Genomic DNA, 20,926 nt, shown 5'->3' on the forward strand with positions numbered 1-20,926 from the left:
GGCCGCCGCCCTAGGCTCGACTCACTCTGTGTGATCTTGCGCCGCCGCGCGCGGTCCGACGAGCCCCTGGAGCGCGATGCCCGACAGCCAGCCGACGCAGTCGACCCCGTCCTCGGGACCTGCCGAGCAGAGCCTGCTGCTGTGCGAAGCACGGCTCACCGACGGGCGGCAGGTCGACGTACGACTGTGCGGCGGACGCATCGAGGCCGTCGGCACCGCCGGGAGCCTCGCGGCGGAGACCCGGCGCCGGGGCACGCGCGTGGACCTGCGCGGCTACCTGCTGCTGCCGGCACCGGCCGAGCCGCACATCCACGCCGACACCGCGATGTCGGCCGACGACGACGGCCCGGCCTCGTCCGACCCCGAGGACGTCCAACGGCGCGCCACCGAGGCCGCGCTCCTCCAGCTCGGCCACGGCGCGACCGCGCTGCGCGCCCACGTTCGCGTGGGCGACGTGCAGGGCCTCGGCGCGCTGGGCGCGGTCCTCCAGGCGCGCCGGGCGCTGAGCGGGCTCACCGAGCTGACCACCGTGGCCGTACCGCGCGTGCTGACGGGCCGGGCCGGGGCCGACGGGCTCGCGATGCTCCGCGACGCGATGAAGATGGGCGCCTCGGTCGTCGGCGGCTGCCCCGACATCGACCCGGACCCCACGGGCTACGTGGAGGCCGTCCTGGAGGTCGCCTCCGAGCACGGCTGCCCGGTCGACCTGCACACCGACGCCGCCGACCCGGCACGCCTGGCCCGGCTCGCGGCCATGGCCGGCGGCCTGCGCCCCGGCGTCACCCTCGGCCCGTGCGGCGGCCTGGACCGGCTGCCCGCCGAGGCGGCCGCCCGCACCGCGGACCAGCTCGCCGCGGCCGGCGTCACCGTCGTCTGCCTGCCCCAGGGCGGCTGCCCGGGCGCCCAGGGGCGCGACACGGCGCCCGTACGTCTCCTGCGCGCTGCCGGCGTCCATGTGGCGGCCGGCAGCGGCGCACTGCGGGACGTCTCCAACCCGGTCGGCCGGGGCGACCCGCTGGAGGCCGCCTACCTGCTGGCCTCCCGCCACGGCCTGCGCCCCGAGGATGCCTACGACGCGGTCAGCGCCGCCTCCCGTTCGGTGCTCGGCCTGCCCGGGGTACGCGTGGAGGCCGGCTTCCCGGCCGAACTCCTGGCCGTACGCGCAGACCGCCTCGCCGCGGCCCTGTCCCTGGCCTACAGCCGCATCGTGATCCACCGGGGCCGGGTGGTGTCGCGCACCAGCGCGGTCAGGGAGTTCTGCGACTCCACGGCAGCGGACCTGGACCTGCCCCGCCAGGGCCGCACGGAGCTGTCCTGACACCCGCCGTGCCGGACGCGGCCACCGACGTGCCCGACGCCGCGGGCACCCGTCACCCACCAGGCGTACGGTCGAAGACATGCGCATTGTCATCGCTGGTGGTCATGGTCAGATCGCGCTGCGGCTGGAGCGGCTGCTCGCCGCGCGCGGGTACGAGGCCGCGGGGCTGATCCGCAAGGCCGAACAGGGCGACGATCTGCGGGAGGCGGGCGCCGAACCGGTCCTGCTGGACCTGGAGTCGGCGTCCGTGGAGCAGGTCGCGGACGCGCTGCGGGGCGCGGACGCGGCGGTGTTCGCCGCCGGCGCCGGCCCGGGCAGCGGAGCGGACCGCAAGGACACGGTGGACAAGGGCGCGGCGGTGCTCTTCGCGGACGCCGCGGTCCGGGCGGGCGTGCGACGGTTCGTGGTGGTGTCGTCGATGGGCGCGGACGCCCGGCACCAGGGGGACGACGTGTTCGACGTCTACCTGCGCGCCAAGGGCGAGGCGGACGACCACGTGCGCGGCCTGGACGCCCTGGACTGGACGATCCTGCGCCCCGGTTCGCTGACGAACGACGCCGGCACCGGCCTGGTGCGCCTGGAGGCACACACCGGCCGCGGCCCGGTCCCCCGCGACGACGTGGCCGCCGTACTGGCGGAGTTGGTGGACACCCCGGCGACGGCGGGCCTGACCCTGGAACTGGTGAGCGGGTCGGCACCGGTGTCGGTGGCGGTCAAGTCGGTGGCGGGCAACTGAGGGACCGACAGCCGTCGTCGGAACGACGGCAGCCGGTCAGAACAACGGCAGCTGGCCCGGGAACTCCGGGACGGCGTATCCGTCCAAGGTCGGCTGCGCCGCGCCCAGTTGCGCCGGTCTGCGCGAGCCCGGGCACGAGACGAGCGCGCCGCTCTCCCGCGTGCCGGGCGGGTCGTGCCGGGCGTAGCGTCCCGCCACGACGGCGATCTCGCGACGGCACTCCGGGCAGTGTCTGCGACGGCTGGACATGCGACCAGTGTGCCGGGGACCACTGACAACGACGTTCCGCGCGGCGCGCCCGGCTCGGCGCGCAAAATCCCCGCCGTCTCCTTAGCCTTCGTACGTGGCACACAATTTCGGCGAGCTCGTGGAGAAACAACGCGCGGCCAACGAGGCGCACACGCGCGTGCTCGAGCTGCGCGAGGCCTACGGCCCGCCCACGGCGGCCCCGTGGACGCAGGAGCAGACCTCGACGTACGAGACGGCCTGGCGCGCCTGGCGGGACCTCGCGCGCGACGTGCAGGCATCGGTGTCCGAGTTCGCCAAGGACGAGGGACGGATGCGCAACGAGGTCGAGGCGGAGGTGAAGAAGGCGTCGACCGAACCCACGGACGGCGGCTGAGCGCCACGCCAGGAGAAGGCGGCCCGCCCACGCGGCTCGCCCTCCCGAAGCTGACCTGGACGCCCCACCCGAGTCGCCGAAACGGCGAGACCCCCCTCGCTCTGCTTTTCAGCAGAGCGAGGGGGGTCTCCCTCAGCGTGGCGGCGCCAGGATTCGAACCTGGGAAGGCTGAGCCGGCAGATTTACAGTCTGCTCCCTTTGGCCGCTCGGGCACACCGCCGGGTGATGCTGCCTTCGAGCCGCCTTTCGGCGCTGCTCCCCGGCAACGACGTAAACAATACCCGATGCACAGGGGTGCTTCGCCACCCGATTGATGACCACCCGCGCAGGGCGGGGTGACTAGGCTGGTCGGGATGCGGCCCGGGATCCACGCCGGGCTCGGCGGCAGCCCCGCGGACGCCGACACGCACCCTTTCGCACCCCGATACAAGGAGCCACAGGACATGGCCGACTCCAGTTTCGACATCGTCTCGAAGGTCGAGCGGCAGGAGGTCGACAACGCCCTCAACCAGGCCGCCAAGGAGATCTCGCAGCGCTACGACTTCAAGGGCGTGGGTGCCTCGATCTCGTGGTCCGGTGACAAGATCCTCATGGAGGCGAACTCCGAGGACCGGGTGAACGCTGTCCTCGACGTCTTCCAGTCCAAGCTGATCAAGCGCGGCATCTCGCTGAAGGCCCTGGAGGCGGGCGAGCCGCAGCTGTCCGGCAAGGAGTACAAGATCTTCGCGGAGATCCAGGAGGGCATCTCGCAGGACAACGCCAAGAAGGTGGCGAAGATCATCCGCGACGAGGGCCCGAAGGGCGTCAAAGCGCAGGTCCAGGGGGACGAGCTGCGGGTCAGCTCCAAGAGCCGTGACGACCTGCAGACGGTCATCGCGCTGCTGAAGGGCAAGGACTTCGACTTCGCGCTGCAGTTCGTGAACTACCGGTAGGTCCGCCGACGGCATGACAAAGGGTGGGCTTTCTCGCGGCCCACCCTTCGCGCTGCCCGCCCTTCGCGCCGACGACGGGCGTCAGTCGCGCGAGTTGCCGAACAGGATGCGGTAGGCGATCAGCAGGACCAGCGAACCTCCGACGGCCGCCGCCCAGGTGGCGCCGTCGTAGAAGTCCTTGGCGATCGGGTGGTCCAGCCAGCGGGCCGAGATCCAGCCGCCGATGAAGGCGCCCGCGACACCGATGAGGGTGGTGCCGACGAAGCCACCCGGGTCGCGACCCGGCAGCAGGAACTTGGCGACGGCTCCGGCCAGCAGGCCGAGGATGATCCAGCTGATGATTCCCATGCCGTGATCCTGCCCTTCCGCGCTGCGCCGGCCCTGTCCGGGTCCTGTGATCTTCGTCCTGACGGGCCTCGTGCGCGTGTTCGTGCGTAGTTGATGAACAGGACGTCACGCGGACGTCCGATGGTTGCGGCGATCAGTAGGGTGCGGGCCATGACACAGCCTGGACCATCCCTCGGCGGTGAACTGCGGCGCACCCTCGGCGTCGGGGACGCCGTGGTCGTCGGGCTCGGCTCGATGATCGGGGCGGGCATCTTCGCCGCCCTCAATCCCGCCGCGCGTGCCGCCGGATCCGGCCTGCTGCTCGGTCTCGCCCTCGCCGCGGTCGTCGCCTACTGCAACGCCCTGTCCTCGGCCCGGCTGGCGGCCCGCTATCCGGCCTCGGGCGGCACGTACGTGTACGGCAAAAAGCGGCTGGGCGCGTTCTGGGGTTACCTCGCGGGCTGGTCGTTCGTGGTCGGCAAGACGGCGTCATGCGCGGCGATGGCGCTGACCGTGGGCACATATGTGTGGCCCGGGCAGGCGCACGCCGTGGCGGTCGCGGCCGTCGTGGCGCTGACCGCCGTGAACTACGGCGGTGTGCAGAAGTCGGCGTGGCTGACCCGGGTGATCGTGGTGGTCGTCCTGGCCGTGCTGGCGTGTGTCGCCGTCGCCTGTCTGGGGTCGAAGGCCGCGGACGCGGGGCGGCTGGACGTCGGCGCCTCGGACGGGGCGGGCGGCGTGCTGCAGGCGGCCGGGCTGCTGTTCTTCGCCTTCGCCGGGTACGCGAGGATCGCCACCCTGGGTGAGGAGGTACGCGATCCGGCGCGCACCATTCCGCGGGCGATCCCGCTGGCGCTGGGCATCGCCCTGGCCGTCTACGCGTGCGTGGCGGTCGCCGTCCTGGCCGTACTGGGCGCGGACCGGCTGGGTGAGGCGGCCGCGCCGCTGGCCGACGCGGTGCGGGCGGCGGGCGTGCCGGGGCTGGCACCTGTGGTGCGGGCGGGGGCGGCCGTGGCGGCGCTGGGTTCGCTGCTCGCGCTGATCCTGGGTGTGTCGCGGACGACGCTGGCGATGGCCCGGGACCGCCATCTGCCGGGCGTGCTGGCGGCCGTCCATCCGCGCTTCCAGGTGCCGCACCGGGCGGAGCTGGCCGTGGGAGCGGTGGTGGCGGTGCTGGCCGCCACGGTCGACGTACGCGGCGCGATCGGCTTCTCGTCGTTCGGCGTCCTCGCGTACTACGCGGTCGCCAACGCCTCGGCCTGGACGCTGACATCGGCGTGGCACACGCGCGTGGTGCCTGCCGTGGGTCTCGCGGGCTGCGCGACCCTGGCCTTCGCCCTGCCGGGCCTGTCCGTGGCCATCGGCGCGGGCGTCCTGGCGGTGGGTGCGGGGGCGTACGCGGTGCGGCGCCGGTCGCGCTGCGCGTGATCCGCGTACGGCCGGCCGTACCCGGCCCTCGTCAGCGCGCGGCGAACGGCTCGTCCGTGCGGACGATGTCCCGGCCCAGCGGGAACAGGGAGACCGGGATCAGCTTGAAGTTGGCGACGCCGAACGGGATGCCGATGATCGTGACGCACAGGGCGATGCCCGTGACGATGTGTCCGATGGCCAGCCACCAGCCCGCGAGGATCAGCCACAGGACGTTGCCGACGCAGGAGGGCGCGCCCGCGTCACCGCGCTCGACGGTGGTGTATCCGAAGGGCCACAGCGCGTAGACGCCGATGCGGAAGGCCGCGATCCCGAACGGGATGCCGATGATCGTGATGCAGAGCAGCACGCCGGCGACGAGATAGGCGAGGAACAGCCAGAAGCCGCTCAGGACCAGCCAGATGACGTTCAGAATGGTTCTCACAGCGGGCGACCTGCCATCTTCTCGAGCCGGGCGATACGGTCCGCCATCGGCGGGTGGGTGGAGAACATCTTTGACAGTCCCTGACCTGCGCGGAAGGGATTCGCGATCATCATGTGACTCGCCGTCTCGAGGCGTGGCTCGGGCGGCAGCGGCAGTTGCTGGGTCCCCATCTCCAGTTTGCGCAGCGCGCTGGCGAGGGCAAGCGGGTCGCCGGTGAGGCGGGCGCCGGACGCGTCCGCCTCGTACTCCCGGGAGCGGCTGATGGCGAGCTGGATGAGGCCGGCGGCTATCGGGCCCAGGATCATGATCAGCAGCATGCCGAGCAGGCCGGGGCCCTCGTCGTCGTCCGAACGGCCGATGGGGATGAGCCAGGCGAAGTTCACCAGGAACACGATCACCGAGGCGAGCGCGCCGGCCACCGACGAGATCAGGATGTCGCGGTTGTAGACATGGCTGAGCTCGTGGCCGATGACGCCGCGCAGCTCTCTGTCGTCGAGCAGACGCAGGATGCCCTCCGTGCAGCACACGGCGGCGTTGCGCGGGTTGCGGCCGGTCGCGAAGGCGTTGGGCGCCTCCGTGGGCGAGATGTACAGGCGCGGCATGGGCTGGCGGGCCTGCGTGGACAGGTCGCGGACCATGCGGTACAGCCCCGGCGCCTCGAACTCGCTGACCGGGCGGGCCCGCATCGCGCGCAGGGCCAGCTTGTCGCTGTTCCAGTACGCGTACGCGTTGGTGCCCAGTGCCACCACAACGGCCACGATCAGGCCCGTACGGCCGAAGAAGCTGCCGATGCCGATGATGAGTGCGGACAGCCCCCCGAGGAGTACTGCCGTCCTGAGCCCGTTGTGCCGGCGGTGCACGGTACACCCTCCAAGTGGTGCGGCAGGGGAACCCTTTGCCTTGCTGATCTGCGGTATCCACTGAGGTCGTGGTGTCACGTCCAGTGGACCCTCCCGCAGTGGTCAACGCCAGGCGAGGGCCGCCAGTTCCCCGGTGATCGCGCGGGTCCCTGCGCCGCTCGGGTGAGGGACCCCCGCGGCACCGTCAGAAGAGCGCCGTGTCCGCGAAGTGCAGGACCAGCTGCGGTGCGCCGGAGAGCGCCACGGCGACGACCGCGGTGAGGGCGAGCGCCGCGGTGAGCGGGGCCGGAAGGCGGTGCCGGGCGGGCTCGCCCTCGGGGGCGCGGAACAGCAGGGCCGTCCACTGCAGGTAGTAGAACAGCGCGATCACCACGTTGACGGCCATGATCACCGCGAGCCAGCCGAGGCCGGCGTCGACGGCCGCGGAGAAGACGGTGACCTTGGCGAACAGGCCGATGATGCCCGGCGGGAGGCCGGCCAGGCACAGCAGGAAGAAGGCCAGCAGCAGGGCGGTGAACGGATTGGTGGCGTACAGCCCGCGGTAGTCCGCGACGCGGTTCGACGCGCGCGTACGGCCCACGAGGGCGGCCACCGCGAAGGCACCGAGGTTCACCGCGCCGTACATGAGGGCGTAGGCGACCGTGGAGCCGATCGAGTGCGCGGGGTCGTCCGTGTAGGCCGCCGCGGCGATCGGCACCAGCAGGTAGCCGGCCTGGCCGACGGAGGACCAGGCGAGCAGTCGTACGGCGCTGTACGCGCGCGTGGCCTGCTGGCGCAGGGCGCCGACGTTGCCGACGGTCATGGTGAGGGCGGCCAGCACGGCCAGCGCCGGGCCCCAGGCGTCGGCGTACGACGGGAGGGCGACGACGGTGACGAGGATCAGGCCGGAGAAGCCGACGGCCTTGCCGACGACCGACAGATAGGCGGCGATCGGCAGGGGCGCGCCGACGTAGGTGTCGGGCACCCAGAAGTGGAAGGGGACGGCCGCGGTCTTGAACGCGAAGCCGACGAGGGTGAGGACGACGCCGGTCTGGGCGAGGGTGTGCAGCTGGCCGTCGACGTGCTGGATGCGGTCGGCGATCTGGGTGAGGTAGAGGGTGCCGGTCGTGGCGTACAGGAAGCTGACGCCCATGAGGCTGACGGCGGTGGCCGTGACCGAGGACAGGAAGAACTTCAGGGCCGCCTCGGAGGACCGCTTGTCGCCGTGGCGCAGGCCGACGAGCGCGAAGGCGGGCAGGGAGGCGACCTCCAGGGCGACGATGAGGGTCGCGAGGTCACGGGAGGCGGGCAGCAGGGCGGCGCCCGCGGCGGAGGACAGCAGCAGGAACCAGTACTCGCCCTCGGGCATGTCCTTGCGGGCGTCTTTCAGGGCGGTGACCGACAGCAGCGCGGCCAGCAGGGCGCCGCCGAGGACGAGCAGCTGGATGACGAGGGTGAAGCGGTCCGCCGTGTAGCTGCACGCGTCCTGCCGGGTGGGCAGGCAGAACGTGGACCGGTCACCGTCGAGGATCGGCAGCAGCAGGAGCGCGGAGGCGGCCAGTCCGGCCACGGAGATCCAGCCGAGGACGGCCTTCTTCGCGTCCGGCACGAACAGGTCGGCGACGAGGACGGCCAGCCCGACGACGGCCGTGAGGGTGGGCGGCGCGATCGCGAGCCAGTCGACGGACTGGACGACGGACTCCGCCAGGGGCTGGGCGAGCGGCTGGGCCGGGGAGCTCATCGGGTGCCTCCTGCGAGGAGCTGCTGCACGGCCGGGTCGGTCAGTCCGAGCAGGGCCTTGGGCCACAGGCCCGCGACCACGGTGAGGACGACGAGCGGGGTCCAGGCCGCGAACTCGTACGACGTGACGTCGGCGAGCTTCGGGGTGTCCTGCGGTACGGCGCCCATGCAGACGCGGCGGACCACGACGAGCATGTACGCGGCCGTCAGCAGGGTGCCGAACGCGCCGATCGCCATGAAGGTGAGGAAAGCAGGCCGGCTGAGGTCGGCGGCGGGCTTGAACGCGCCGAACAGCGAGAGCATCTCGCCCCAGAACCCGGCCAGGCCCGGCAGTCCGAGCGAGGCGACCGCGCCGAAGGCGAGCAGGCCGCCGAGGCGGGGGGCCTTGCCGTAGAGCGCGGCGCCGGTTCCCCCGGCCAGGGTGTCCAGGTCGGTGGTGCCGGTGCGGTCCTTCAACGCGCCGACCAGGAAGAACAGCAGGCCGGTGATGAGGCCGTGGGCGATGTTGGCGAACAGGGCGCCGTTGACGCCGGTCGGGGTCATGGTGGCGATGCCGAGCAGGACGAAGCCCATGTGGCCGACGGAGGAGTAGGCGATCAGCCGCTTGAGGTCGCCCTTCGCACCCTGCTTGGCGAGGGCCAGGCACGCGAGGGATCCGTAGATGATCCCGACGACGGCGAAGGCGGCGAGGTAGGGCGCGAAGGTGCGCATGCCGTCCGGGGCGATCGGCAGCAGAATCCGGACGAACCCGTACGTACCCATCTTCAGCAGGACACCGGCCAGCAGGACCGAACCGACGGTCGGCGCGGCGGTGTGCGCGTCGGGCAGCCAGCTGTGCAGCGGCCACATCGGCGTCTTCACGGCGAGCCCGATCCCGATCGCCAATACGGCGATGACCTGCACGGACGTGGTCAGCGACCGGCCGTTGTCAGTGGCGAGTGCCACCATGTCGAAGGTGCCCGCTCGCAGGCCGATCAGGAGCAGGCCGAGCAGCATGACCACCGAGCCGAGCAGCGTGTACAGGATGAACTTCCACGCCGCAGTGGCCCGGCCCTCGCCGCCCCAGCGGGCGATGAGGAAGTACATGGGGATCAGGACCATCTCGAAGGCGAGGAAGAACAGGATCAGGTCGAGGACGGCGAAGGTGGCGAGGGTGCCGGACTCCAGGACCAGGATCAGGGCGACGAAGGCCTTCGGGGACGGGCCCGCGGGCAGCTTGAAGTAGGAGTACAGCGCACTGAGGAAGGTCAGCAGCGCGGTCAGGACCAGCAGGGGGAGCGAAATGCCGTCGATGCCGAGGTGGATGCGCACGTCGAGTGCGGGGATCCAGCTGATGTCTGTGCCGGCCTGCATCTTCGACGGATGGTCGTGGTCGAAGCCGAGCGCCAGGACGATCGCGGCGACGAGGACCACGCCGGTCACGGTCACACCGTGGCGGAGCACGGCCTGCTCCGGGGACTTCCCCTTCAGCCCGGGCGGGGCCGGCAGGAGAGCGGCGACGGCGCCGAGGAGCGGGCCGACCACGACGAATGCCAGAAGGAACTGCATCACGGACTCGTTGATATCGATCACGCCTGCTCACGCTCCCGTGGCGACGAGGACGGCGGCGACCGCGAGGACGACGGTGCCGGCGAGCAGCGCGCTCACATAGGTCTGCACATTGCCGGTCTGGGCGCGCCGCACGGCGGCCCCGAGCCAGCGGGGTAGGGCTCCCGCGCCGCGCACGTAGGTGTCGACGACCTCCCGGTCGAGGAACCTGACGAGGCTCGCCCCGGCCTGCACCGGACGCACGAACAGCGCGTGGTACACGGCGTCGAGGTGGAAGCCGCCGGCCGCGTGCCGGTGCAGCGGGCCGAGCAGCAGGCGTCCGGGGTCGGCCGGGTCGGGGGCGTGGGCGATGTCCCCGTAGGCCGGCGTGTGGGTGGCGATGGCCTCGGCCTCGACGAGACCGGCGTCGCCCTCGGGGTGGGCGGCGACCGCGCCGAGGGGGACGCGGGCGGCGCGTGCGGTGGTGTGGCGCCAGGCGGCGTAGGTGAGGAGGCCGCCGACCAGGGCCACGCCGGTGCCGAGGACGGAGGTGGTCAGGGCCGGGGCCAGGGAGAGTCCGTCGAACCAGTCGGGCAGCAGCCGGTAGGCGAGCCCGCCGAGCGCGAGGGAGGGCACGGCGAGCACCCACAGCACGACGGTCATGGTCAGCGGCTGGCGGCCGTGGTCCGGGGCCTCGGTGCCGTGGCCCCGGAAGGCCAGCAGCCACAGCCGCGTCGCGTACGCGGCGGTGAGCAGGGCGGTGACCAGACCGGCGACGAGGACGATCCAGCCGGCGGCGCCGGGGGCGTGCTCGGTGTGGCCGGTGACGACGTGCTCGGCGGCGCCGAGGACCGTCTCCTTGGAGAAGAAGCCGCTGAACGGCGGGATCGCGGCGAGCGCGAGGAGCGCCACGGTCATCGTCCAGTAGGCGTCGGGGACGCGGTCGCGCAGGTGGCCCATGCGGGACATGGCGGCCAGCGAGTTGGTGCCGGCGGCGTGGATGACCGCACCGGCGGCGAGGAACAGCAGCGCCTTGAAGGCGCCGTGCGACAGGAGGTGGAAGACGGCGGCACCGCGGTCGCCGACGGCGAGGGCGCCGGTCATGTAACCGAGCTGGCCGATCGTCGAGTAGGCGAGGACGCGCTTGATGTCGTCCTGGGCGAGCGCGGCGAGACCGGAGCCGGCCATCGTCACGGCGGCCATGACGGCGAGGACGACCATCGCGGCCTGGGATGCCTCGAAGACCGGGAGGAGCCGGGCGATGAAGTAGACACCGGCGGCGACCATCGTCGCGGCGTGGATCAGCGCGGAGACGGGCGTGGGGCCCGCCATCGCGTCGGGGAGCCAGGTGTGCAGCGGGAACTGCGCCGACTTGCCCGCCACGCCGGCCAGGAGCAGCAGGGCGATCAGCGTGGGGTGGTCCAGGCCGCCGTGCGCGACCGCGCCGAGGATCCTGGTGATCCGGAAGGAGCCGGTGTCACCGGCGAGGACGAACAGGCCGATCAGGAAGGGGACGTCGCCGAGCTTGGTGACCAGGAAGGCCTTGATCGAGGCGGCGCGCGCCTCGGGGGTCTCCCAGTAGTGGCCGACCAGGAAGTAGGAGCAGATGCCCATGACCTCCCAGCCGACCAGCAGCACGATCAGGTCGCCGGAGTAGACGACCAGCAGCATCGCGGAGGTGAACAACGAGACCAGGGCGGCGTACGACGCGTAGCGCGGGTCGTCGCGCAGGTAGCCCGTGGAGTAGATCTGCACGCAGGTCGCGACGACCCCGACGAGGACGGCGACCAGCGCGGCGAAGCCGTCGATGTGCAGCGCGAGCTCGATCGGCACCGAGCCGGTCGGGGACAGCTCGGTGGCGGCGTCGATCGCGGCGCCCCCGCCCTGGTCCGCGGCGACCGCGACGGCCAGCGCCAGAGCGGCGAGGGTTGGCAGGATCGCGAACGGGCGGACGAACCCGGGTGCGGTGCGGCCGAGCAGCAGGCCGGCGGCGGCGCCGAGGAACGGCAGGAGGGGGACGAGGACGGCGAGGGTGGTCGTGGTCACGCGGTGGCCTCAGCCTTCTCGGTCGCGTCGGCCGTGAGGGCGTCGCCGCGGGTGGCGTCGGGCTCGGGGCCCTCGGCGGTGTCGCGGAGCCGGTCGATGTCGGAGGTGCCGCGGTTGCGGTGGACGGCCAGGACGATCGCCAGGCCGATGCCGATCTCGGCGGCGGCGATGGCGATGGTGAACAGGGTCAGGGCCTGCCCGGAGTGCAGGGTCTCCTCGGCGGCCTTGGACAGCCACACGTCGAAGGCGACCAGGTTGAGGTTGACGGCGTTGAGCATCAGCTCGACCGACATCAGCACCAGGATCGCGTTGCGGCGTGCGAGGACGCCGTACAGGCCGGTGCAGAAGAGGAGAGCGGACAGGACGGCGGGATAGGCGAGGTGCATCAGGCGCCTTCCTTCCCGGCGGCCGTGGCGCGGGAGGCATCGAAGCCGGCCTCCGCCGCCGCGTCCGCCACCGCCTCGGCCTTCGCCTTCGCCTTGCGGGACAGGACGATCGCACCGACGAGCGCGGCGAGGAGGAGGACGGAGAGGGCTTCGAAGGGCAGCACCCAGTTCTGGAACAGGCTCGCGCCGGTGACCTCCGTGGAACCGGCGGCGGGGCCGTCCAGGTCGATCCAGGTGGTGCGGAAGGCGTCGACGACCACCCAGACCAGGGCGGCGGCGGCAGCCACGGCCACGGTCAGGGCGGCCCACCGGTTGCCGGAGTCGGCGTCCGGGGAGCGGCCGATGGGGGCCCTGGTGAGCATCAGACCGAAAAGGAGGAGGACGACGACGGAACCGACGTAGATCAGGACCTGCACCCAGGCGATGAACTCGGCCGTCAGCAGCAAGTACTCGACGGCGAGGCCGCCGAGGGTGACGACGAGCCACAGCGCGGCGTGCACCAGCTGTCGGGTGGTGACGGTGACGAGAGCGGCGCCGAAGGTGAACAGGCCGACCAGCACGAAGGCGATCTCCACGCCGGTCGGGGAGAGGAAACCGTGGGAAGCGGCGACCGCCTCGGCGGCGAGGATCACGACTCTCCCTCCTGCGTCTGCTGTGCGGCGGCCAGCTTCTCGGCGCTCTTGCGGGCGGCCGACAACTCCTTCGGCTCCTCGGCGCCCGGGTCCAGGGCGGGCGGGGCCGGGACGGTCCACATCCACTCGCGCAGCTTGTCGCGCTCGTGGGTGAGGTCGCGGATGTCGGTCTCGGCGTACTCGAACTCCGGGGACCAGAACAGCGCGTCGAAAGGACACACCTCGATGCAGATACCGCAGTACATGCACACGGAGAAGTCGATCGCGAACCGGTCGAGGACATTGCGGCTGCGCTCGCGGCCGCCGGGGGTGGCCGGGGGGACCGTCTCCTTGTGGGAGTCGATGTAGATGCACCAGTCGGGGCACTCACGGGCGCAGAGCATGCAGACCGTGCAGTTCTCCTCGAACAGGCCGATCACGCCGCGGGTGCGCGGCGGCAGCTCGGGCTGGGCGTCCGGGTACTGCTCGGTGACGTGCTTCTTCGTCATCGTGCGCAGGGTGACGGCCAGGCCCTTGGCCAGGCCGCTGCCGGGAATCGCCATAGCTACTGGATCACCACCTTGACGATGCCGGTGAGGGCGATCTGGGCGAGGGAGAGGGGGACGAGGAGGGTCCAGGAGAACTTCTGGAGCTGGTCCTCGCGCAGCCGCGGATAGGTGACGCGCAGCCAGATCACGATGAAGGCGAGAACCGCGGTCTTCAGCAGGGTCCACACCCAGCCCAGGCCGTCGGCGCCCCAGGGGCCGTGCCAGCCGCCGAGGAAGAGGACGGTGGTCAGGCCGCACAGGACGATGATCCCGGCGTACTCGGCGAGCAGGAACAGGGCGAAGCGCAGGCCGGTGTACTCGGTGTACGCGCCGAAGATGATCTCCGAGTCGGCGATGGGCATGTCGAACGGGGGCCGCTGGAGCTCGGCGAGACCGGCGACGAAGAAGACGATCGCGCCGACGATCTGCCAGGGCAGCCACCACCACTCGAAGGCGTCGAGGATGCCGGGGATGGACACCGTGCCGGCCGCCATCGCCACGGAGGCGGCGGTGAGCAGCATCGGCAGTTCGTAGGCCAGGAGCTGGGCGGCGGTGCGCAGGCCGCCGAGGAGGGAGAACTTGTTCGCGCTGGCCCAGCCGGCCATGAGGGAGCCGAGCACGCCGACGCCCATCACGGCGAGGACGAAGAAGACACCGGCGTCCAGCGCCTGCCCGACCGCGCCCTCGCCCGGGCCGATCGGAATGGCGAGCAGCACGAGCAGATACGGCAGCAGGGCGACGGCCGGCGCGAGCTGGAAGATACGGCGGTCGGCGCCCGCGGGGACGACGTCCTCCTTCTGCGCGAACTTCACGCCGTCGGCGATCAGCTGCGCCCAGCCGTGGAAGCCGCCGGCGTACATCGGGCCGAGGCGGCCCTGCATGTGGGCCATGACCTTGTGTTCGGTCTGACCCACGATGAGGGGGAAGGTGAGGAAGACGACGAAGACGACCACGAGTCGCAGGGCGACGTCGAGAGCGCCGTTCACTGCGGGCCTCCTGCGGGGTCGTGGGGATCTTCGGTGTCGCGGGCGTCTCGGGCGTCTTGAGTGCCTTGAGTGCCTTGGGCGCCTTGGGATTCGTCGGCGCCGCCGGTTTTACCGGCTTCGGTGGCGGGGTCGGCTCCGTCGCCGGCGCCGGGGGCGGCTTTGCCGGCCGGGTCCACGTCGTCGCCGGCCGGCTCGGGCGCCGGTTCGGGCTCGGGCGCCGGCTTGGGCTGGGTCTTTGGTTCGGGCTCCGGCTCCTGCTCCGGCTCGCGCTGCGTCTCCGCTTCGTCGAAGGCCGGGCGGGCGTGGTGCCACGGGGCGTCCGAGCTCCGGCGGCCGGGCCGGGCGGGGCTTTCGGGTGCCGTGGGCTCTGCCGCCGTGGGCTCCGGCGGCGTGGGCTGCTCGGCCTCGGTCTGCTGGGAGGCCGAGCCCTGCGAGGCGCTGCGTGCCCGGCGCGGACGGGCCGGTGCCGGGCCGGGCTCATGCGCCACCGAGGCCTCGGCGGCCGGGCCCTCCGCCGCCGCGCGGGAGGCGTCGCCCTCGGCCGCGTCCTGCTTGCGCGTCGCCGCGTCGGCGGGCCCGACCGCGTTGTCGCCGTTCTGCTCCGCCGGACGTGGCCCGGCCTGGCTCGCCGAGCCCTCGCTCGCGCTGCGCGTCCGGCGCGGGCGGGCAGGCGCTGCGGAGGCGGCCTCCGGGACGTCGGTCCCCGCCGTCTCCGGAGTACCTGCCGCGGCCTGGCTCGCTGAGCCCTCGGACGCCGTGCGCATGCGGCGCGCCGGCCGCTCCCCCGCCGCGGCCGCGGCACGGTCGGCACCGGCGGCACCCGCAGCGCGCCCCGCACCGGCCGCACCCGCACCCGCGGCACGCCCCGTTCGGGCCGGGCGGGCCGGCGCCGGGGGGAGCTGACCCTTGAGCGGGCCCCACTCGTTGGGGTCGGGGACGCCCGGCGGCAGCATCTGGCGGCGCTTGGGGCCGCCGTGCTCGGACTCCCCCGGCTCCTTGGCGCCGGGCCAGGCCTTGGCGACCCGGGCGGCCAGGACGAAGTCCTTGCGCAGCGGGTGGCCCTCGAAGGTGTCGGGGAGCAGCAGGTGATCGAGGTTCGGGTGGTCCTCGAAGCCGACGCCGAACATCTCGTGCGTCTCGCGTTCGTGCCAGGCCGCGCCCGCGTACACCGCGACGGCCGTCGGCAGCACCGGGGCGTCGTGGGGCACGGTCGTGCGCACCAGCAGGCGCCGCACCGGGCCCAGCGCCGCCACGTGCGCGGCGATGCGGAAGCCGACCCCGGGCTCGTCGACCGCGCTCAGCCAGTCGAAGTAGGTGCAGCCCAGCCGGTCACGGGCCGTCGTCAGCGCCGCGAGCCAGGACTCCGGCGGGACGTCGACGGTCAGAACGTCGTACGACTCCTCGGCCGTCGCCGCCGTACCGAAGAGCTCCTCGGCGTCGGCGGGCAGCCAGCCGACCGTGCCGGCGCTCATCGGTCCTCCCCCTGCGCGGACTGCGGCGGCCGCACCAGGCCGCTCTGCAGGGCCGCCGGCGACGGGCGGGAGGCGCCGTGGCCGTAGCGCTCGCCGAGGGACTCGCGGGCGATCTTCTCCTGGAGCTTGAGGATGCCCTGGAGCAGCGCCTCGGGCCGCGGCGGGCAGCCGGGGACGTACACGTCGACGGGGATGATCTGGTCGACGCCCTTGGTGACGGAGTAGGAGTCCCAGTACGGTCCGCCGCAGTTGGAGCAGGCGCCGAAGGAGATGACGTACTTCGGCTCGGGCATCTGCTCGTACAGGCGCTTGACTGCCGGGGCCATCTTGTCCGTGACGGTGCCGGAGACGACCATCAGGTCGGCCTGGCGGGGGCCCGGCGCGAACGGGATGACGCCGAGCCGGATGAAGTCGTGGCGGGACATCGACGCGGCGATGAACTCGATCGCGCAGCAGGCCAGGCCGAAGTTGAAGACCCACAGGGAGTAGCGGCGGCCCCAGTTCAGGACCACCTTCATCGGCTCGGGGGCCAGGCGGGCGAGCGCGCCCAGCCTCTTCGGCTCGGGAAGCAGCACGGGCTCCGGGACAGCAGGCTCCGGGACAGCCGGGTTCACGTCCATGCCAGGACGCCCTTCTTGTACGCGTACAGCAGACCCACGGCGAGGAAGCCGAGGAAGATGAACATCTCCACCAGCGTGGCCGCGCCGTAGCCGGGCGCGGCGAAGACCGTCGCCCACGGGAAGAGGAAGATCGAGTCGACGGCGAAGATGACGTACAGGAACGCGTAGACGTAGTAGCGGACCTGGGTGTGCGCCCAGCCCTCGCCGACGGGGTCCACGCCGCACTCGTACGTCAGGAGTTTCTCGGGCGTGGGCACGACGGGCCGCAGCAGGCGGCCCGCCCCGAAGGCGACGGCGACGAAGAGCACGCCGACCACGGCGAGCAGTCCCACGACCGAATAGGAGTGGAAGTAGTCCGCCGCGACGACGACGGTCATTTCCCGCACGTCCGTCTCCTCGCTCCCTGGCTTCGTGTTTCGCGTTTCTCGGCTTTCGACGACCGTCGCAGTGGTCGACAGTGTTCGACGATCTGTACGCACGGGAGTCTAGGCCCTGATAAAGAGGCGGTAAGCAGCCCGTCACGTCTTGAGACGCGCGGCCCGCGGGGAGGGTGGGGTTTTCCCCACCGGAGCGAGGCCGGGCGACCTCATGGCGCCGCAGGGCGGCGCGCGGCACGCTGACCCATATGACCGCAACCGACCCCGCTCGCCGACCGGCCGACCCCGGCCGCCCGCCGGCCGACGACGACCGTCCGCCGCCGGCCCGCCTCGCCTATGACGCGCGCACCTGGAAAGAGATCGCCCATCTCCTGGCGAACCTCCCGCTGACGCTGATCGGCTTCGTCTATGTCATGACCGTGCTGCTGGTGAGCGGCACGCTGACGATCACCGTGATCGGCTTCCCGCTGCTGGCGCTGGCCCTGATGGGCGCGCGGCTGATGGGACGGTTCGAACGGGCCCGGGCGCGGGCGCTGCTGGGGGTGCGGGTTGAGGAGCCGAGCCGGCTGCCGCTGCACCGTGCGGACGGTTCCTTCGGCCGGATGTGGATGGTGCTGAAGGACTCGGTGGCCTGGCGGACGGCGCTGTACGACCTGGTCCGGCTGCCGTGGGGCATCGTCACGTTCACGGTGACGTTCACCTCGCTGTTCGTGCTGTGGCCGGTGCTGCCGTTCCTGGCGCGCGGGATGAGCAACGTGGACCGGGCGCTGGTGCGCGGGCTGCTGTCGCCCTCGGACGAGCTGGAGCGCCGTATCGCGGAGCTGGAGTCGGACCGCGGGGTGGTCGTGGACACGGCGGCGGCCGATCTGCGGCGCATCGAGCGCGATCTGCACGACGGGGCGCAGGCCCGGCTGGTCAACCTGGCCATGGGGCTCGGCCTGGCGAAGGAGAAACTGCTGGAGGGCCAGGCCGACGAGCACGTGGCCGCGATGGTCGACGAGGCGCACGGCGAGGTGAAGCTGGCGCTGCAGGAACTGCGGGACCTGGCGCGCGGCATCCATCCGGCGGTGCTGACCGACCGCGGGCTGGACGCGGCCCTGTCGTCCGTGGCGTCCCGGTGCACGGTGCCGGTGAAGGTGACCGCCGAGCTGCCGTCGCGGCCTGCCGCCGCGATCGAGGGCATCGCCTACTTCACGGTGTCCGAGCTGCTGCAGAACATCAGCAAGCACAGCGGGGCGAGGTCCGCGACGGTGGAGGTGTGGCGGTCCGACGACCGGCTGCTGATCCAGGTGTGGGACGACGGCCGCGGCGGCGCGTCGCCGGACCGCGGCAGTGGGATGCGGGGCCTGGCGGAGCGGCTGGACGCCGTGGACGGCCTGTTCGTCGTCGACTCCCCGCCCGGCGGCCCGACGACGGTCACGGCGGAGCTGCCCTGGCGCGACCGCACGGAAGGTGACGGCCGCTCCTGAGGCGCACGCGCCGGTGAGGCGGGAGAACGCCCGCTCCCGAGGTGGGGAAAACCCCCGGCCAAGACGCCGACGGCCTCCATGGTCCGCCGACCTGCGGCGCAGCAGGCTGGAGGCAGGTGACAGGGCGTGCAGCCGGACGGCGGCCGCGAGCAGGAACGGACGGACAGCGATGGCCATGGAGTACCAAGAGCGCTACCGGGCGGGGTACGACGACGGCACCCGGAGGCACCGGATGCCCGCGGCGCTGCGGGCGCCGTTCGAGAGGCGCAGCCGGCGTGAGCTGGGGTATGTGCTGCTGGGCCTGCCGATCGGGATCGTGCTGTTCGTCTTCGCGGTCACGATGGTCTCCCTCGGGGCCGGCCTGCTGGTGACGTTCCTCGGCGTCCCGGTGCTGGCGGCGGCGCTCGCCGGCTGCCGGGGATTCGGCGCGCTGGAGCGGGCGCGGGCGCGCGGGCTGCTCGGTGTGGAGGTGGCCGACCCGGAGCCGCTGCGGCCCCGCAAGGACGGCCTGATGGGCTGGATGGGCGCGATCCTCAAGAGCGGCGCGTCCTGGCGGCACCTGCTGTACGCCGTGCTGCAGTTCCCCTGGGCGGTGTTCTCCTTCTGCGTGGCGCTGGCGTTCTGGGCGTACGGCTGGGCGATGCTGACGTACCCGCTGTGGTTCTGGGTCTTCCCGATGTACGCCGGGCAGGGCGGCCTGCAGCTGTACGGCGACGAGCACCACCGCGTCTACCTCGACAACCCCTTCGAGATCACCGTGACGGTGCTGGTGGGGGCGCTGTTCACGATGGCCACGCCGTGGATCGTGCGGGCGCTGACCACGGTGGACCGGCTGCTGGTGCACGGGCTGCTCGGCCCGTCGCGGCTGGGGGCGCGGGTGGTGGAGCTGGAGTCGGACCGCGGGGTGGTCGTGGACACGGCGGCGGCCGATCTGCGGCGCATCGAGCGCGATCTGCACGACGGGGCGCAGGCCCGGCTGGTCAACCTGGCCATGGATCTGGGGCTGGCGAAGGAGAAGCTGCGGGAGGACCCGCGGGCGGCGGCGCGGATGGTGGACGAGGCACACGGCGAGGTGAAGACGGCGCTGCAGGAACTGCGGGACCTGGCGCGCGGCATCCATCCGGCGGTGCTGACCGACCGCGGGCTGGACGCGGCCCTGTCCGCCGTGGCCTCCCGGTCCGCGGTGCCGGTGCGGGTGGAGGTGGACCTGCCGTCACGGCCGGCCCTCGCGATCGAGGGCATCGCCTACTTCACGGTCTGCGAGCTGCTGCAGAACATCGGCAAGCACAGCGGGGCGAGGTCCGCCACGGTCGACGTGTGGCGGGCGGAGGACCGGCTGATGCTCCAGGTCACGGACGACGGGGCCGGCGGCGCGGCCCCCGCCCCCGGCTCCGGTCTCACCGGCCTGGCCGAACGTCTCGACGCGGTCGACGGCATCCTCGTCGTCGTCTCCCCGCCCGGCGGCCCGACCCGCATCACAGCGGAACTCCCCTGGCGAACCCACTGAGCCCCCGCCGACCGCCAGGCCACCCCCGGCCGGGCCGGTCCCGTACCCCTGAGCCCCGCCCGCGGGCACCCCGCCCCTTCGCGGCACTCGCCTCCCCGGCCGGAATCCGACACCCGTCCCCCCTCCGCGCCCTGCCGCGTCCGCGGTTCGCCCCCGTTGGTGGAATGCTGGGCCCTGTTGTCGCGCAGTGTGGGGGGAACAGCGTCGTGGAGGTCAGGGTGCGGGTGGTCATCGCCGAGGACTCGGTGCTGCTGCGGGAGGGGCTGACGCGGCTGCTCACCGACCGCGGGCACGACGTCGTCGCCGGTGTGGGGGACGCCGAGGCGCTGGTGAAGACCATCGCCGAGCTGGACGCGGAGGGCGCGCTGCCCGACGTCGTCGTCGCGGACGTACGGATGCCGCCCACCCACACCGACGAGGGCGTACGGGCCGCCGTACAGCTGCGCAAGGCGCATCCCGGGCTCGGGGTGCTGGTGCTGTCGCAGTACGTCGAGGAGCGGTACGCCACCGAGCTGCTGGCCGGTTCGAGCCGCGGCGTCGGCTATCTGCTCAAGGACCGCGTGGCCGAGGTGCGCGAGTTCGTGGACGCGGTGGTGCGCGTCGCCGACGGCGGTACGGCCCTCGATCCCGAGGTCGTCGCCCAGTTGCTGGGCCGCTCCCGCAAGCAGGACGTCCTCGCCGGGCTCACTCCGAGGGAGCGGGAGGTCCTCGGGCTGATGGCCGAGGGGCGTACGAATTCGGCCATCGCCAAGCAGCTGGTCGTCAGTGACGGCGCGGTGGAGAAGCACGTCAGCAACATCTTCCTGAAGCTCGGCCTGTCCCCGAGCCAGGGCGACCACCGCCGGGTGCTCGCCGTGCTGACGTATCTGAACTCCTGAGTGCCCCCGGGACAGCGCCACGGGTGGGGGAACCCGGACCTGTGACGCGCACGGCCGGCGGCAGCGGCAGCAGGGCGGTCGGGTGACCACCATGCGAAAAGTCAAGGGAAGGCGACCCTTACAGACGTAGGGT

General features: G+C 72.5%; 22 protein-coding genes and 1 tRNA gene. 8 read left to right on the forward strand and 15 right to left on the reverse strand.

Going from position 1 to position 20,926, the window contains the following annotated elements:
- Positions 1–76 precede the first annotated feature (76 nt).
- The gene (locus ACF1GV_RS27075; protein ID WP_391685475.1) at positions 77–1,318 is read left to right on the forward strand and encodes an amidohydrolase family protein; all 1,242 of its coding nucleotides are present in this window, start codon (positions 77–79) and stop codon (positions 1,316–1,318) included.
- Positions 1,319–1,397: 79 nt separating this feature from the next.
- A complete protein-coding gene (locus tag ACF1GV_RS27080) occupies positions 1,398–2,054 on the forward strand; it encodes an SDR family oxidoreductase (RefSeq protein ID WP_391685477.1) in 657 nt (218 codons plus the stop codon).
- A 36-nt stretch (positions 2,055–2,090) separates the two neighbouring features.
- Here the strand turns inward: ACF1GV_RS27080 and ACF1GV_RS27085 are convergent, their stop codons facing one another.
- Positions 2,091–2,303: a hypothetical protein gene (locus ACF1GV_RS27085; RefSeq protein ID WP_363267919.1), complete on the reverse strand. Its 213-nt coding sequence runs from the start codon at positions 2,301–2,303 to the stop codon at positions 2,091–2,093.
- 94 nt (positions 2,304–2,397) lie between these two features.
- Between ACF1GV_RS27085 and ACF1GV_RS27090 the strand changes: the two genes are divergently transcribed.
- Complete coding sequence (locus ACF1GV_RS27090) at positions 2,398–2,676, forward strand: hypothetical protein (protein ID WP_363267920.1); 279 nt, start codon at positions 2,398–2,400, stop codon at positions 2,674–2,676.
- Between the two features lie 138 nt (positions 2,677–2,814).
- On the opposite strand, the gene ACF1GV_RS27095 is transcribed toward ACF1GV_RS27090, so the two are convergent.
- Positions 2,815–2,896 (reverse strand) — tRNA-Tyr (locus tag ACF1GV_RS27095).
- A 223-nt stretch (positions 2,897–3,119) separates the two neighbouring features.
- On the opposite strand from ACF1GV_RS27095, the gene ACF1GV_RS27100 reads away from it, so the two are divergent.
- Positions 3,120–3,608 (forward strand): YajQ family cyclic di-GMP-binding protein, encoded by a 489-nt coding sequence (locus tag ACF1GV_RS27100; RefSeq protein WP_361630649.1) that lies wholly within the window; start codon positions 3,120–3,122, stop codon positions 3,606–3,608.
- An 81-nt stretch (positions 3,609–3,689) separates the two neighbouring features.
- On the opposite strand, the gene ACF1GV_RS27105 is transcribed toward ACF1GV_RS27100, so the two are convergent.
- The gene (locus ACF1GV_RS27105) at positions 3,690–3,956 is read right to left on the reverse strand and encodes a GlsB/YeaQ/YmgE family stress response membrane protein (RefSeq protein ID WP_391685480.1); all 267 of its coding nucleotides are present in this window, start codon (positions 3,954–3,956) and stop codon (positions 3,690–3,692) included.
- A 150-nt stretch (positions 3,957–4,106) separates the two neighbouring features.
- Between ACF1GV_RS27105 and ACF1GV_RS27110 the strand changes: the two genes are divergently transcribed.
- A complete protein-coding gene (locus ACF1GV_RS27110) occupies positions 4,107–5,363 on the forward strand; it encodes an APC family permease (protein WP_391685482.1) in 1,257 nt (418 codons plus the stop codon).
- A 31-nt stretch (positions 5,364–5,394) separates the two neighbouring features.
- On the opposite strand, the gene ACF1GV_RS27115 is transcribed toward ACF1GV_RS27110, so the two are convergent.
- The 12 genes from ACF1GV_RS27115 to ACF1GV_RS27170 form a co-directional block, all read right to left on the reverse strand.
- Complete coding sequence (locus ACF1GV_RS27115; RefSeq protein WP_363267924.1) at positions 5,395–5,787, reverse strand: YccF domain-containing protein; 393 nt, start codon at positions 5,785–5,787, stop codon at positions 5,395–5,397.
- Positions 5,784–6,647: a zinc metalloprotease HtpX gene (htpX, locus tag ACF1GV_RS27120; protein WP_391685484.1), complete on the reverse strand. Its 864-nt coding sequence runs from the start codon at positions 6,645–6,647 to the stop codon at positions 5,784–5,786. The genes ACF1GV_RS27115 and htpX overlap by 4 nt, the downstream gene beginning before the upstream one ends.
- 184 nt (positions 6,648–6,831) lie before the next feature.
- Positions 6,832–8,367, reverse strand: a complete 1,536-nt coding sequence (locus ACF1GV_RS27125; RefSeq protein WP_391685486.1) for an NADH-quinone oxidoreductase subunit N — start codon at positions 8,365–8,367, stop codon at positions 6,832–6,834.
- Positions 8,364–9,938: a NuoM family protein gene (locus ACF1GV_RS27130; RefSeq protein ID WP_391685488.1), complete on the reverse strand. Its 1,575-nt coding sequence runs from the start codon at positions 9,936–9,938 to the stop codon at positions 8,364–8,366. The genes ACF1GV_RS27125 and ACF1GV_RS27130 overlap by 4 nt, the downstream gene beginning before the upstream one ends.
- A gap of 6 nt (positions 9,939–9,944) precedes the next feature.
- A complete protein-coding gene (locus ACF1GV_RS27135) occupies positions 9,945–11,939 on the reverse strand; it encodes an NADH-quinone oxidoreductase subunit L (RefSeq protein WP_391685490.1) in 1,995 nt (664 codons plus the stop codon).
- Positions 11,936–12,325 carry an NADH-quinone oxidoreductase subunit NuoK gene (gene nuoK / locus ACF1GV_RS27140; RefSeq protein WP_391685492.1) on the reverse strand — a complete coding sequence of 130 codons (390 nt, stop codon included), beginning with the start codon at positions 12,323–12,325 and terminating at the stop codon, positions 11,936–11,938. The genes ACF1GV_RS27135 and nuoK overlap by 4 nt, the downstream gene beginning before the upstream one ends.
- The gene (locus ACF1GV_RS27145) at positions 12,325–12,957 is read right to left on the reverse strand and encodes an NADH-quinone oxidoreductase subunit J (protein WP_391685494.1); all 633 of its coding nucleotides are present in this window, start codon (positions 12,955–12,957) and stop codon (positions 12,325–12,327) included. The genes nuoK and ACF1GV_RS27145 overlap by 1 nt, the downstream gene beginning before the upstream one ends.
- Entirely contained in the window at positions 12,954–13,499 is a 546-nt protein-coding gene (locus ACF1GV_RS27150; RefSeq protein WP_391685496.1) for a NuoI/complex I 23 kDa subunit family protein, read from the reverse strand. The genes ACF1GV_RS27145 and ACF1GV_RS27150 overlap by 4 nt, the downstream gene beginning before the upstream one ends.
- A 2-nt stretch (positions 13,500–13,501) precedes the next feature.
- Entirely contained in the window at positions 13,502–14,470 is a 969-nt protein-coding gene (locus ACF1GV_RS27155) for an NADH-quinone oxidoreductase subunit H (protein ID WP_391685498.1), read from the reverse strand.
- The gene (locus tag ACF1GV_RS27160) at positions 14,467–15,942 is read right to left on the reverse strand and encodes an NADH-quinone oxidoreductase subunit C (protein WP_391685499.1); all 1,476 of its coding nucleotides are present in this window, start codon (positions 15,940–15,942) and stop codon (positions 14,467–14,469) included. The genes ACF1GV_RS27155 and ACF1GV_RS27160 overlap by 4 nt, the downstream gene beginning before the upstream one ends.
- Positions 15,939–16,562, reverse strand: coding sequence for an NADH-quinone oxidoreductase subunit B (locus tag ACF1GV_RS27165; RefSeq protein WP_391685501.1), 624 nt, complete (start codon positions 16,560–16,562; stop codon positions 15,939–15,941). Before ACF1GV_RS27165 ends, ACF1GV_RS27160 begins: the two co-directional genes overlap by 4 nt.
- Positions 16,553–16,939 carry an NADH-quinone oxidoreductase subunit A gene (locus ACF1GV_RS27170; RefSeq protein WP_361630935.1) on the reverse strand — a complete coding sequence of 129 codons (387 nt, stop codon included), beginning with the start codon at positions 16,937–16,939 and terminating at the stop codon, positions 16,553–16,555. The genes ACF1GV_RS27165 and ACF1GV_RS27170 overlap by 10 nt, the downstream gene beginning before the upstream one ends.
- 248 nt (positions 16,940–17,187) lie before the next feature.
- Here ACF1GV_RS27170 and ACF1GV_RS27175 point away from each other — a divergent pair, with 248 nt between their 5' ends.
- The 3 genes from ACF1GV_RS27175 (at position 17,188) to ACF1GV_RS27185 (ending at position 20,793) form a co-directional block, all read left to right on the forward strand.
- Positions 17,188–18,408 carry a sensor histidine kinase gene (locus ACF1GV_RS27175; protein WP_391685503.1) on the forward strand — a complete coding sequence of 407 codons (1,221 nt, stop codon included), beginning with the start codon at positions 17,188–17,190 and terminating at the stop codon, positions 18,406–18,408.
- Positions 18,409–18,577: 169 nt separating this feature from the next.
- Positions 18,578–19,915 carry a sensor histidine kinase gene (locus ACF1GV_RS27180; RefSeq protein ID WP_391685505.1) on the forward strand — a complete coding sequence of 446 codons (1,338 nt, stop codon included), beginning with the start codon at positions 18,578–18,580 and terminating at the stop codon, positions 19,913–19,915.
- Positions 19,916–20,079: 164 nt separating this feature from the next.
- Complete coding sequence (locus ACF1GV_RS27185; RefSeq protein ID WP_391685507.1) at positions 20,080–20,793, forward strand: LuxR C-terminal-related transcriptional regulator; 714 nt, start codon at positions 20,080–20,082, stop codon at positions 20,791–20,793.
- Positions 20,794–20,926 lie beyond the last annotated feature (133 nt).

The organism is Streptomyces sp. NPDC014006 (assembly GCF_043088925.1).
Taxonomy (GTDB): Bacteria; Actinomycetota; Actinomycetes; order Streptomycetales; family Streptomycetaceae; genus Streptomyces.